General features: G+C 66.0%; 12 protein-coding genes. 8 read left to right on the top strand and 4 right to left on the bottom strand.

Annotated elements, in window-relative coordinates; genetic code table 11:
- Positions 1-218 precede the first annotated feature (218 nt).
- Positions 219-563 (bottom strand): hypothetical protein, encoded by a 345-nt coding sequence (locus DB30_RS38765; RefSeq protein ID WP_146662599.1) that lies wholly within the window; start codon positions 561-563, stop codon positions 219-221.
- Positions 564-833: 270 nt separating this feature from the next.
- On the opposite strand from DB30_RS38765, the gene DB30_RS38760 reads away from it, so the two are divergent.
- Entirely contained in the window at positions 834-1,268 is a 435-nt protein-coding gene (locus tag DB30_RS38760) for a hypothetical protein (RefSeq protein WP_146662597.1), read from the top strand.
- A 131-nt stretch (positions 1,269-1,399) separates the two neighbouring features.
- On the top strand, positions 1,400-2,260 hold the full coding sequence (locus DB30_RS38755) for an SDR family oxidoreductase (RefSeq protein ID WP_052558901.1): 861 nt from the start codon (positions 1,400-1,402) through the stop codon (positions 2,258-2,260).
- An 859-nt stretch (positions 2,261-3,119) separates the two neighbouring features.
- Here the strand turns inward: DB30_RS38755 and DB30_RS38750 are convergent.
- Positions 3,120-4,076, bottom strand: a complete 957-nt coding sequence (locus DB30_RS38750) for a hypothetical protein (RefSeq protein WP_052558900.1) — start codon at positions 4,074-4,076, stop codon at positions 3,120-3,122.
- 435 nt (positions 4,077-4,511) lie between these two features.
- Here DB30_RS38750 and DB30_RS38745 point away from each other — a divergent pair, with 435 nt between their 5' ends.
- From DB30_RS38745 to DB30_RS38735, 3 genes are all read left to right on the top strand, one after another.
- On the top strand, positions 4,512-6,044 hold the full coding sequence (locus DB30_RS38745) for an IS91 family transposase (protein ID WP_052558897.1): 1,533 nt from the start codon (positions 4,512-4,514) through the stop codon (positions 6,042-6,044).
- Between the two features lie 67 nt (positions 6,045-6,111).
- A complete protein-coding gene (locus DB30_RS38740; protein ID WP_240480430.1) occupies positions 6,112-6,936 on the top strand; it encodes an ExeA family protein in 825 nt (274 codons plus the stop codon).
- Positions 6,933-7,136 (top strand): hypothetical protein, encoded by a 204-nt coding sequence (locus DB30_RS38735; RefSeq protein ID WP_052558894.1) that lies wholly within the window; start codon positions 6,933-6,935, stop codon positions 7,134-7,136. The genes DB30_RS38740 and DB30_RS38735 overlap by 4 nt, the downstream gene beginning before the upstream one ends.
- Positions 7,137-7,334: 198 nt before the next feature.
- On the opposite strand, the gene DB30_RS38730 is transcribed toward DB30_RS38735, so the two are convergent.
- Positions 7,335-7,805 carry a hypothetical protein gene (locus tag DB30_RS38730; RefSeq protein ID WP_146662595.1) on the bottom strand — a complete coding sequence of 157 codons (471 nt, stop codon included), beginning with the start codon at positions 7,803-7,805 and terminating at the stop codon, positions 7,335-7,337.
- A gap of 462 nt (positions 7,806-8,267) precedes the next feature.
- Here DB30_RS38730 and DB30_RS38725 point away from each other — a divergent pair, with 462 nt between their 5' ends.
- A complete protein-coding gene (locus DB30_RS38725; protein WP_052558891.1) occupies positions 8,268-9,182 on the top strand; it encodes a serine/threonine-protein kinase in 915 nt (304 codons plus the stop codon).
- A gap of 4 nt (positions 9,183-9,186) precedes the next feature.
- Here DB30_RS38725 and DB30_RS38720 read toward each other — a convergent pair whose 3' ends face one another.
- The gene (locus tag DB30_RS38720) at positions 9,187-9,699 is read right to left on the bottom strand and encodes a hypothetical protein (RefSeq protein WP_052558890.1); all 513 of its coding nucleotides are present in this window, start codon (positions 9,697-9,699) and stop codon (positions 9,187-9,189) included.
- 705 nt (positions 9,700-10,404) lie between these two features.
- On the opposite strand from DB30_RS38720, the gene DB30_RS43310 reads away from it, so the two are divergent.
- Both DB30_RS43310 and DB30_RS38710 read left to right on the top strand, forming a co-directional pair.
- The gene (locus DB30_RS43310; RefSeq protein ID WP_146662593.1) at positions 10,405-10,608 is read left to right on the top strand and encodes a helix-turn-helix domain-containing protein; all 204 of its coding nucleotides are present in this window, start codon (positions 10,405-10,407) and stop codon (positions 10,606-10,608) included.
- A 4-nt stretch (positions 10,609-10,612) separates the two neighbouring features.
- Entirely contained in the window at positions 10,613-11,836 is a 1,224-nt protein-coding gene (locus DB30_RS38710; protein WP_146662590.1) for a tyrosine-type recombinase/integrase, read from the top strand.
- The last annotated feature ends 180 nt before the right edge of the window (positions 11,837-12,016 follow it).

Below are 12,016 nucleotides of genomic sequence, written 5' to 3'. Positions count from 1 at the left end.
CCTGTGTCTGCGGAGCGCGGCTCGCTTCTCTTCGGCCCGCAGCGCTTGATCAAGGTCTAGGAGCCCGTGGTGGAACCCCTCGCGCCGCCTCGCTTGGCCTTTTCGCCGAGGGCAGTGTCGCCGAAACTTGCAGTACGCCCGGTACAGCTGCGTTTCGGCTCCTCGCCCTCGCCGAAAATTCCGGCGCGAGGCGACACGATGGGTTCCACCACGGGCTCCTAGTCAATACAGGTGACCTTGTTGCCGTCCAGCAGGTAGGAACCACCGCAATACAGGACCTTCTTGCCGTCCGCGCTACATGAGTTGATCAGCTCGGAGCTGATCGCAAAGCAACCGGTTCCGGTCCTGTTCGCGCTCGCGCTCTCGCAACAAAACGCTTGGCCGGTGACCGGCGGGACCTCGATCTCGTCTGGGCTATCCGGGGGCGCCGCGGCGTCAATGAAGCTCGCGGCGGCGTCGGGCTTGCTGGCGGCCGCCTGAAGAGACGCAACGCTCACCGGCTCGCTGGTGGTCATCGCGTGGCCGCATCCGGCGGCCATGATTGCGAGGAGTAGGGGTTTCATGGTCACGCGAGTTTGCTTCGCGCCCCGAGTGCGTCAAACGGCGCCACAGGTCGATTGCAGGCGTGGCGGTTACGAGCTGACCTGTCGGGATTCCGTCGACTCGCCAAGCATGACGTCAGTGGCGCCTTGGCCGGGCGCAGACGGCACGACGATAGAAGGCGCCGGGTGTCGACGATCGGTCGGCGTGCAGCTCACCGAGGGGTCCTCGATCCGTATCCTGCTCTGTCGCGCCTCGGAATCCGGCGAGCCGAATTCCACTACACTCCTGCGGTGAGCCTCACGCCGCTCTCCGATCGCATCACTCGCTGCCTACAGACGCAGGCACATGAGGACTACCTCGCGTGCACGCGTGCCTTCTTGACTGCCGAGCTCGGTCTGTGGGTGCCCGGCCTCAGCGGCTCTCCCGGCGCTCGTGTGCGAGCCGAGGGTATGGCGCTCCCGCGCTTCGTCGCCGGCAATGGTGCAGAGGTCGTCCGTGTGTGTGCCGATCCCAAGGTCTTCGCCCGGCGCTACGACCCCAAGCTGAACGCCCTGATGACCGGCCGCGAGGCCGTGCAGATGCTGCTGAAGCTCGACGACTCGGTCCAAGGCATCTTGCTGGCGAGCGCCGCGAGCGAGCACTCCTTGTTCATTCCCCGCGCCGATGCCCGGGAGCTCCTCCAACCCCGAAGCTGGTGGTCTCGCCTCGGCGTTCGCAAGCGCTGACACGGGCGGCGATGGGGGCGAGGGCATCTCCTGCGGTCTGCGCTGCGGGTCGTGGCCGCCGATCACCCAGATGCTGCCGCCCAAGCGTGTAGTCTACGCCCGCCCGGTCGCAACCACCCCGGGCTTCGACCATGACCTTCGCCAACAAGCGCGTGTTCATCACCGGCGGCTCCAGCGGAATCGGCCGCGCGATCGCCTGCCAGCTCGCCCGGGAGGGCGCCCACGTGTGCGTCGTCGCCCGGGGTCAGGCCGCGATCGACGAGACCGTCGCGCAGCTCGAATCGCTCGCGGCCTCGCCAACCCAACAGTTGTTCGGCCTCAGCCTCGACGTTGGCGTGCCCAAGGACATCGCGGCGGTGGCCAAGGCCGCGACCGAGCGGCTCGGCGGGCTCGACCTGCTGATCAACAACGCCGGCATCACCCACCCCGCGTCGTTCATGGACACCCCCGACGAGGTGTTCGACTCGATCATGCGGGTCAATTTTTTCGGCACCGTGCACGTGACCCGGGCCTTGTTGCCGGCCCTGATCGAGAGCCGCGGCCAGATCGGGATCGTGTCCTCGCTCGCCGGGGTGATCGGGATCTACGGCTACACCGCCTACGGCGCCAGCAAGTTCGCGCTGCGTGGCTTCGCCGAGTCGCTGCGCCATGATCTGATGCAGTACGGGATCGACGTCACGGTCGCGTTTCCGCCCGACACCGACACCCCGCAGCTGCAGCAAGAAAACCGCATCAAGCCGGCCGAGACCCACGCGCTCGCGGGCAAGGTCAAGCCGCTTCGCGCCGAGTTTGTCGCCAGCGAGACGCTCAACGGGCTGCGCCGCCGCAGCGTCTACGTCAAGCCGGGGTTTGGCACCAAGCTGGTCATGTTCTTGGCCCAGCGGTTTCCCGGGCTGTCGCGGTGGTTCTTGGACGCGGATCTGCGCCGCTTCCAACGCAAGCAGCGCGCGGCGCTGGCCGCTGGCCAAGCGAATAGCGAAGCCAAAGACTGACGCTAGTGCCGCACACCCTAAGTTCGTTCCGGGTTAGGTGCGGAGCTGAGGCCCAAGGGCGAGGAGCGGCGACGACGCTGTACCGGGCGTACTGCTAGCCCTTACGGCGGGGTGCGGATTTCCGCAACGATGGCGCGGCCTTGGCCCGCATCCCGCCGTAATCATTTGGGTTTCTCGTGCCGTGTGGTCCCGTTGGGTTCCGGGGTGGAGAGGCTGCTGCAGCAGAGTCACAGCACAAGGGCAGCACGAGATCGGCGGTGCGGTGGTCAGGTTGCGTCGCGGAGCCGAGGCGCGAGCCTTGCATTGTTGGTCGGGCAGCCGTCGGTGCGCTTCTCGAGTCTAGCTCTGATCGAGTGGCCGCAAGGTGATCCGTCACTGTCGGATGCTCGCGCGCAACCTCTCCCGCGACGCTAACGACGACGAGCGCACCGCGTGACGTTCGCCTGGCTGCGACCCGCTTGCTGGCCATCCATCCGCCGGGGCCTGTTCAACGTCGACTCGGTCGAGAACGAGGGCATGCCGAACCATGCCGTAGACCTGCGTGACCCGAGCGAAGCTTCCGGCGATCCAGATCGCAGCGGCAGCCCCTATGAATCGTTCATTCTCACCATTTCCAGTCAACCGACGTCCGACCAGCTCGGCTCTCCGCGACTTCGGGACCGCTTCCGTCACAGCTCGTGCCATGCCGCCACCACCACGTCAGGACCGACGACCCCATAGACATGCACGATCGTGCTCGCCGCGGGCTCGGGCAGCAGCTCGGTGAGCGCGTCGTGGTGCCGGTCGTAGCCGGGGGCATCGAGCAGTACGCGGCAGGCTTCACCGATCCGCGCCGGACCAGTGAGTGTGGTGGCGATCTCTACGCACTGTTCAGCGAGGTCGAGCGCCAGCTGACGCAGATGGTCGTCGGTGCCGGGGATGACGCAATACCACGTGCGTTCGCCAGTCTCGGCCAGACTCCGCGCGTCGTCACGTCGCGTTCGCGGGTTGAGTTCGTAGGTGTGGACCTGGCGAGGCGGCGTTGCTCCGCAGTTTCGTCGGGCGAGGGCGTCGGCCACATACCGCGACCCTGGGGCGCGCGAACAACCAACGCGGCCTCACAGTCGTCGACGCTCGCGGTCAAGCGCGCCCGCCCCATCAGCTCTTGCAGCGCGAGGTCGTCGGCGTCGTCGAGGCGCAAGTGTGTCGCGTGACGCAAGGCCGAGCGGTTCCACATCTGCGCGAGCTCGAGCGCGATGGTGTCACGGCGCAGCAAGTGCTCGGTACCGGCCAACCTGCACGCCCCGTCGGCCGCGAGCGGAACCGGACAGCTCAGCCGCTCGTGGGCAATCGCCAGCGAGAGCTCGAGCAACATCGACGTGTGCGGATCTTCGGCGAGGGCGTGGGCGTCGATCAGCGCGTCGCGTGCATCGGCCTCGTTGGCGAGCGGCAACCACCACGACAGACGCGCGGCCGTCAGCGTGGGCGCGGACAGGGCCGCGACCACCCGCGCGTGTGCGGTCTGACGCTGGCCTCGGGCTTCGGCCACCGCCCACGCGAGCCAATGCGCGTCGTCGTCGTGGGCGTCGTCGAGCTGTCGCTGCGCGGCCTCGAGATCCCACAACGGCAGCCCGCCGGGCTCGGGCGCGCTCGCTGGTGGCTGGGCAATCTCGTCGTGGATGCGGTAGCCGTAGGGATTTGCGAGCCAGTGATCATCCTTGCTGGTGTCGGTGGTGGTCGGTGGACAAGCGAGCAGCAAGGACGCGATGGCGGTCAGCATCACGGCGGGAAACGTCCCCAGCTCCCGGACGATCCCGTCAGGCGCGGCTTCGCACATGGTAGCGACCCGTATCGTTTTTTTGCAGCGTCGGCACGGACAGCTCGGTGCGCTCCCCGCTGTCGTTCTTAGGATCACCGCGCGGTCACGCACCGCTCGGTGTGTGCTCGCGGTGACTCGGCGAGGTGGCCCAGATCCCGGACACCTCGGCGAGGTGGCCCAGATCCCGGACACCTCGGCGAGGTGGCCCAGATCCCGGACACCTCGGCGAGGTGGCCCAGATCCCGGACACCTCGGCGAGGTGGCCCAGATCCCGGACACCTCGGCGAGGTGGCCCAGATCCCGGACACCTCGGCGAGGTGGCCCAGATCCCGGACACCTCGGCGAGGTGGCCCAGATCCCGGACACCTCGGCGAGGTGGCCCAGATCCCGGACACCTCGCTGGCTCACGCATGAGCTCTGCAAAGCGAGACCACGACGGCCGAGTAGCTGGTCGTGGCTGCTCCCTCGCCGTGCTCGACGACGCTGCGTCGAGATGGCTACGAGCGTCGCCGGCCCGACGAGACGCTGCTGTACCAGCTGATCGAGCAACACTGGCCGACCTTCCTCGAGCGGGCCGAGCCATCCGGCGGCTTGCCTGACTTCGTCGTCAAAGAGTTCGAGGCATACCTGCGCTGCGGCATCCTCGAGCATGGCCTCGCCCACTTTGCTTGCCGCCGCTGCGGCGAGTCGACGGTCGTGGCGCATTCGTGCAAGAAACGCGGATTCTGCCCGTCATGCACGGGTCGGCGCATGGCTGACGTCGCGGCCCACCTCGTCGACGAGGTGTTCCCGGAGGTCCCGGTTCGGCAGTGGGTGTGCTCATTGCCGTGGCGGCTGCGCTACGCGATGGGCTACGACCGGAAGCTGTGCGCCGACGTGCTCGACGCTTCTATCGTGTCGTTGCGCCGCTCGCTTCGGCGGCGAGCGAAGGCGCAACTTGGCCTGCGCTCGGTCGAGGACGCGCGCTTCGGTGCGGTCACCTTCATCCAGCGCGGCGACTCCTCGCTGCGGCTGAACGTGCATTTTCATTGCCTCGTGCTCGACGGCGTGTACGTGAGGGACGACGAGGGCGAGCTGCGTTTCCACTCGCTCGGCGCCCCCAGCCACGAAGAGGTCAACGAAGTTGCGAGGTGGACCCACGAGCGACTCGGTCGTGTGCTCGAACGTCACGGCCGCTCATTCGACGAGCTCGCTTGCGATGACGCGCCCGATCTGCTCGCGCAGGAGCAGCCGGCCCTGGCGTCATGCTACGGGGCCTCGGTCGCGGACCGGCAGCTGTTGGGAGATGCACCGGGGCAGCGGACCCGCAAGCTCGTGCATCGCGTGTGGGAGGTCGCCAAACCCAACGAGGCGCTCGCCGAAGTCGGTGGTGTCAACGTGCACGCGGGCGCGGCCGTGCCCAGCCGCGACCGCCAACGCCTCGAGCGCTTGTGTCGGTACGTCGCGCGTCCGCCCCTCGCCCAGGATCGCCTCGAGACCACCGGCGACGGCCGATGCCGTTACAACTTTCGGCACGCGTGGAAAAATGGCGTGCATGCAGTCTTGCTCGCTCCGCTCGACCTCATCGCGCGGCTGTGCGCCCTGATCCCGCCACCGCGTTTTCACATGATCCGCTATCACGGCGTGCTCGCTGGCCACGCCAAGGTGCGGGCCGAGGTCGTGCCGGGTCCAGTGGCGGTGGCGACCGAGCCGACGCAGACACGCTTGTTGTTCGATGGCGAGCCGACCCAGCTCGAGGCGATCGCCAAACGAGCCACTCGACACCCGTGGGCGTGGCTCCTCCAGAGGGTGTTCGCGGTCGACATCATGACCTGCCCCCGCTGCCGCGGTGCGATGCGCTTGGTGAAGCCGATGCGCTTGGTGAAGCTCGCCAACAAGCCCGACGAGATCGCGCGGGTGCTCGCCGAGTTGGGCCTCGGTCCCCGTCCGCCGCCGCGGCCGAGGCCAGCGCGAGCTGGCCAGCTCGAACTCGACTTCGCGTCGTGAACGACCCGACCCCTGACCAGGCCGTGATGGTCGAGCCGTTGGCTCGGGCTCACGGCTCGAGGCAGGTTTGGCGCGAGACCGCGCCGAACGGGGTGAAGTTGGGGGCCTGTTCGCCACCCGACCCGGCCCGAGTCAACCTCGCCTGCCCGAGTCAACCTCGCCTGCCGAGAATAAGGAGCGCGACGTTCACGCAATCCCCGACCCCCCATCGAATGTCCTATCCGCCGAACCGGGCGTCGGCAAGACCTGCACACTTCGGGCGCTGCGTCGGCGCCTGCCCGAGACCGAGTACCGCTTGACGTACTGCCACAACGCGACGCTCGGCCGCCGCGATTTTTATAGGCAGCTGTGCCTGGCGCTGGGTCTGTCGCCGCGGGCGACCGCGGCCGCGGTGTTTCACTCCGTCAGCAGCCACGTCGAGGAGCTCGGCCGCCAACGTGTGCACCCGGTCTTCCTGCTCGACGAGGCCCACTTGCTGCAGCAGCAAGTGCTCGAGCATTTGCACGTGCTCGCCAACTATCAGTGGGATCAAAAGCCGCTGATGTCGATGGTGCTCGTGGGCTTGCCGGAGCTGTGGGGCCAGCTGTCGCTACGCAAGAATCGGTCGCTGTGGTCGCGGATCAACTGCCGCCTGAGCATCGAATCGCCGAGCGTCGCGGACACGACCGAGTACGTCGAGCATCGCCTGCGGCGAGCCGGCGCCGACAAGCTGCTGCTCGGCTCCGACGCGCTCACGATCTTGCACGAGGCGACGCATGGGCAGCTGCGGGATATCGATCGGATCGCTACCAACGCCCTGCGAACGGCCGCGCGTCGCAAGCAATCGATGGTCGACCGCGAGCTGCTCGAGGGCGTGCTCGAGCGCGACCAGCAGCCGCGGTGCGAGTCATGAACGGGGCTGAGCTGCCGCAGCGGGCGATCCTCGACTTGCTGTACATCACGCTCGAGCACGTGCTGCTCACGCTCGGCGAGTCGCCGGAGGGTGAGGTCATCGAGGTGATCGTCGCTCAGGCGCGGGATCTGCAGAACTCGCTGGGCGAGTACTGGAGCGGACGGCTGCAGCCCGTTGTGGATGACGAGATCCCCTTCTGAGTGGGCATCTCGGTGATGGTGGTGCGCCGGTGATCGCTGGTCGCCGGCGCTTTGCTTGGTCTCGGGAGCGCCGGCAATGGGCCTGTTCGGACCGCCCTCATTAAACGTGTTTGGTAATACCTGGATGAGCGCGTTGCTGATCCGCCCGAGCTGCAACACTCGTCGTGCGACCTGCAGCGGCAGCATTCTTGGCGTGAGTCATTGGCACAGACAGCGATAAATGTTGGATTCACCCCGCCCACCAGCGTACTCATAGAGGCACTTGCCCGCGGAATCTTCCGAGGTATTGATGTTGAACCCCGGACGCCAATCTCCGTTCAATGCAAAGCCGGCGCAAACATAGAACTTGAAGCCAAGACTGTCTGTTCCGGAAGATACCGCAAGTCGATTGTGACTTAAACAAACTTCCGGACAGGATGCTTTCGGACCACCTTGAAACCATCCGAATCCACGTGCCCTGGCTGGGGCAATGGTCGTAGCAATGGTCGGCGCGGCCGCGGCGTGGTTCTTCATGAGTTCCTTCGATATCTCAAATGCCTGGGTGGTTTCGGCGCTGCTGTGCAATGCCGCGCTGCTTCGCCATGCAGCGGTGCCGTTTTTCTCTGCTGCGTCTTGCGCCGGAGAGCCATTCGAACACAGCATTAGGATGCAGACGGTGAACCTGGCCATCATCCTACGTTCGTAGCAAGGCGCCACAGCGCGGCAACTAGCCCATTGCGAATCCTCTCGCGCAATGCCTTCGCGGGAAATATGCTCTCTGCAAAGTTGTGGCCGATCGCTGACCCGCCCTAGCCTAGCCCCACGTGTGCGCTACCGCTGGTGCAGGACCAACATCATCCGGGCCGCAGCAGAGTACGACCGCCGGGCGTCGCGAAGCGAGCGCCACCGTCGCTCGTTTCATAGATGCTCTGCCCCCGCAGCCAGGTCCGAAGCACGCGTCCGTGCAGTCGGCGGCTGGACCCACGAGCGACTCGGCGTCGTTCTCGAACGTCACGGTCGCTCGCTCGACGAGCTCGCGGGCGATGACCCCGCGACCGACCTACTCGGGCAAGAGCAGCCGGTGCTCGCGTCGTGCTATGGGGCCTCGGCACCAGGACGACTACGACTGGCAGACACTCGCACATGAGTTGCATGTCGCTGTGGCTGACGATCGAGGGGCTGCTGCCGTTTGGGGGTGACACGCCAGAGGATGTGCTGACGGCGATCGGTGAGCGGGGCGCGGGGCCGCGGCGATTGACCATCCCGGATGGTCTGCGCGCGGTGCTGTGGCGCGGGCTCGCGGTGGAGCCGAGCGAGCGCTACCCGGACATGCACGCGCTCGTGCGCGCGCTCGATGCGGTGATCCGTCCGCCGCCAACGAGCCGATCGGACGGGCCGCCTGCGTCGCTCGAGCCGGGGCCGTCGTCGGGGCGCAGTGCGTCGGGGGAGGGATGGCGAGGGGCGTTCTTCGTCGTCACGATGTTGCTGATCGGGGCGGTGGTGTTCGGGGCGCTGAGTCTGCGGGACGGCGTTTGGGAGCGGGGCGGCGGACCTGAGGCACCACCACGTCCGCTCGCGCCGGCTCCGTTGCCGGCGCCGCCGTGTGCGGTGTCGGGGGCAGCTGGGTTGAACCTAGAGATCGACGACAGCGTTCGCGGGATCTGTATCTTGATTCGTCAAGGTGCAGTAAGGGAAGCCGGCGCTCTGTGGGACAAGGAGCATTTGACTCGTGAGCCGCCTCCTGGCAGTGCGCCCTCCCGCGGATCATTCAAAACGGTCAGTCGGATGTGGAGCGACTTGGCCGCGCAGACACTGGTTGTAGCCCAAACATTGGTTGATCAGGCTGAAGCAACACAATTCAGTGATCGAAACGCGGCCTACGACGCGGCCCGTGCGGCGCTTTTATGGATAACTACGGCAAAGGACGACCTCGACCAAGCGCGGATGATGAATGACGCTAGCGAGCCGGGTTCCGAAGCCAACTCGCAAGCGTTGTATGAACTGACGCTGGAAATCGCCGATGTGCAGGACCGTGCGATACGAATCACCCAGCAAATCAGCAACTAGCGCCTTACTGGTAACACTCCACGGTTCCGTCCTCGTTCTGAATGCCGTAGCTGCACTGGACATAGTCACCCTGGCAGTCAAGCGCCGTCTCGCCGTTGACAGGCTGGCACACCCCGCCGGGGCTGCAGCATGCGACGAAGGACGCCTGCGTGAGCGGGGCCCCAACCGGCAGCTCGACGCACAAGCCCGCGTCACACATACTGGGGAACGGCTGGTAGCAGACCACCCCGCCAGCGACCCGGGCCCCGTACTCGCAGAAGTACCGGTCACCAACCCGGCAGCGACCATTTGTATCCGGCACGCTGCACGTGGCCCCGTCCTGGTCGATCTGGCAGCAGACGTTGGCGTCCCAGACCGGCGCGTCGGGCCCAGACCACTTGCAGTAGCGCGCGAGCGCCTGACCCACCGAGTCCGTATATCGCGAACCAGCCGCGTCTGTATATACAATGTTACACAGATCGGGCGCACCGGTCGCGAAGTTGGAAAGGAGTGTGGAGAGGATGATCGAGAGCTGCATCCGCAAACGCTAGCACGCGCTGCACACGCGAGCGTAAAGCGTTCTTGCCGCTAGACTGCCGCCTGAACCTGCACGTGCAGCCGACTGGCTCCGAGCGTCAGCCACCCCCGCGGATAAGCCGCGAGCCTCACTCTGCACAGCTAGGATTTTAGAATCGTCATTCGGGCCCGCGCAAATGCTGTGTCCGTCGCGAGTACAAATACGCATTCTCGACGACATGCGGCGGCGCTACGTCGCTCAACCACTCGCGTGGGCGTGACGGGGGCTCGCGCGTGACTTCGATCCGAACACCCTGACAACGCCTGAGACGAGCACACCCCACCATCGCGGCCGGACATGGCGGTGCGTGTCGCTCGACGGTGCGGCGCGCCAACGGTTTGCCAGCCGGATCGATGAATGATCGGTCCGACTCGATACCGCGTGGAGCTGTTGATGGCGCTGGGGCGTTACACTGGCGCGGTCACGGCGATCGACGCCAGCTTGTTCGGCGATCCCAACGAACCCGATCGCTTGATGACCCGCGCCCGTGCACGACTCCCTGCTCGTTCACTCCGACGACAGCGCGTTCGAGTTCGGCGGAGCCGTAGTCGTTGAGCAGCTGTCCGTGGGGTTAGCCGACTGCGCGGCCAGCTTGGCAACCGCTAACGTGTGATCGACCATGGCTCATTGCCGTGGTTGTCCGCGCGGTGCCATGGAGTCGCATCGATGTCAGCCGATCATGGTGAGATAGAGATCTACAGCGCCGACGAACTCGCCGAGCTCCTGGGGGTCAATCGCAAGACGATCTATGAGGCCGCACAGCGCGGAGACATTCCACACCGCCGATTGGGCCGACGCCTCATCTTCGAGCGGGGATCTGTGCTAGCTTGGCTTCGCCAAAGCAGCGTCATCTCCGAACCGAAACGATGACGAGATGAGCGTTAGGAAACGAACGTGGCGCGACAAGCAAGGGCGCCAACAAACCAGCTGGATGATCCACATCGAACCCACCTGGCCCGACGGCCGCAAGCAGACGATCCGCAAGGTCTCGCCCGCGCAAACCAAGCGCGGGGCCGAGCAGTACGAGCGGGAGGTCCGGCTGCAGCTCGCGTCCGGGTCGTGGAAGGAGCACGGCAAGCAAGATGTCCCAACCCTCGAGGAATTCGCTCCCGAGTTCCTCGCCTACCAAGCCACCGTGAACAAGCCGACCGAGTTGGCGAGCAAGAAAACCAGCTTGCGCGTCCACTTGATCCCAGCGCTGGGCAAGCGTCGGCTCGACCAGATCGACGAGCGGCTGATCGACGCCTACAAGGTCGAGATGCTCGAGCAAGTGTCGCGCCGCGGCAAGCCGCTCGACCCTAAGACGATCAACAACCACTTGAAGGTGCTCGGGCGCATGCTCCGGATCGCCCGCAAGTGGAAGCTGATCAAGGAAGTGCCGGACGTCGGCCTGCTCAAGATCCGCAAGAGCGAGTTCGACTTCTTCGAGTTCGAGGAAGCCGAGGCGTTCGTCGCCGCAGCGGCGAAGCACTCGCCCGAGTGGCATCCTTTCGTGGTCGTGGCCATGCGGACCGGCCTGCGGATCGGCGAGCTGGCGGCGCTGCGCTGGCGCGAGGATCTCGACCTCGAGCGCGGGCGGCTGCGAGTGCAGCGGTCCCACAACAAGAAGAACGGGTTTATGTCGACGAAGAACGACAAGATCCGCGAACTTCCGCTCACCTGGGACGCGATCGCAGCGCTGCGATCGCAACGCGAGCGGATCCAGCCCGACTGCGAGCTGGTGTTCCCGGGCGATGACGGCGAGGTGCTCGCGGCCTACATCGCCAACCGGGCGCTACAGAAGATCGCTGACGCGATCGAGATGCGCCACGTCCACAACCATCTGCTGCGTCACACTTTTGCGTCGCACGCGGTCATGCGTGGGATCCCCATGCGTCAGATCCAAGAGTGGCTCGGCCACGGCAGCATCGTCGTGACCATGCGCTACGCCCACCTCGCCCACGGGATCGGTGACGATCTCATTCGCCGTCTCGCTCCGGCTCCACAAGACGAGCGCGACACGCCGCACGAAGCTGCACGGCTGCCGCACAAGGGCGACCCACGAAATCAGCCGGCTTCAAAATCGCCGCCCCACACCCCTGTGGGAGGCGGATCCTGAACTAAGCACAAGGGCTGCTAGGAGCTGCGACACTGCCATTGGGCCTCAGTGCCGTGCATAACCCGGATCGAACTTAGGGTGTGCGGCATTAGCGAGGCTCCGCCTCAGACCGTCGAGCATGTAGACCTCGCCGCAGCAGGCGCCGACTTGGTGCGAAGAGCCTCCCGGCCGAGCCGAAAG

The organism is Enhygromyxa salina (assembly GCF_000737335.2).
GTDB lineage: Bacteria > Myxococcota_A > Polyangia > Nannocystales > Nannocystaceae > Plesiocystis > Plesiocystis salina_C.
The sequence above is the reverse complement of the archived record's forward strand: the minus strand, read 5'-3'. Positions and strand labels throughout refer to the sequence as shown.

What these genes read in the sequence shown, in the direction of transcription:
- DB30_RS38765 (WP_146662599.1), bottom strand. Translation starts at nt 563, where the DNA reads ATGAAACCCCTACTCCTCGCAATCATGGCCGCCGGATGCGGCCACGCG.
- DB30_RS38755 (WP_052558901.1), top strand. Translation starts at nt 1,400, where the DNA reads ATGACCTTCGCCAACAAGCGCGTGTTCATCACCGGCGGCTCCAGCGGA.
- DB30_RS38750 (WP_052558900.1), bottom strand. Translation starts at nt 4,076, where the DNA reads ATGTGCGAAGCCGCGCCTGACGGGATCGTCCGGGAGCTGGGGACGTTT.
- DB30_RS38735 (WP_052558894.1), top strand. Translation starts at nt 6,933, where the DNA reads ATGAACGGGGCTGAGCTGCCGCAGCGGGCGATCCTCGACTTGCTGTAC.
- DB30_RS38730 (WP_146662595.1), bottom strand. Translation starts at nt 7,805, where the DNA reads ATGGCCAGGTTCACCGTCTGCATCCTAATGCTGTGTTCGAATGGCTCT.
- DB30_RS38725 (WP_052558891.1), top strand. Translation starts at nt 8,268, where the DNA reads ATGTCGCTGTGGCTGACGATCGAGGGGCTGCTGCCGTTTGGGGGTGAC.
- DB30_RS38720 (WP_052558890.1), bottom strand. Translation starts at nt 9,699, where the DNA reads ATGCAGCTCTCGATCATCCTCTCCACACTCCTTTCCAACTTCGCGACC.
- DB30_RS43310 (WP_146662593.1), top strand. Translation starts at nt 10,405, where the DNA reads ATGTCAGCCGATCATGGTGAGATAGAGATCTACAGCGCCGACGAACTC.
- DB30_RS38710 (WP_146662590.1), top strand. Translation starts at nt 10,613, where the DNA reads ATGAGCGTTAGGAAACGAACGTGGCGCGACAAGCAAGGGCGCCAACAA.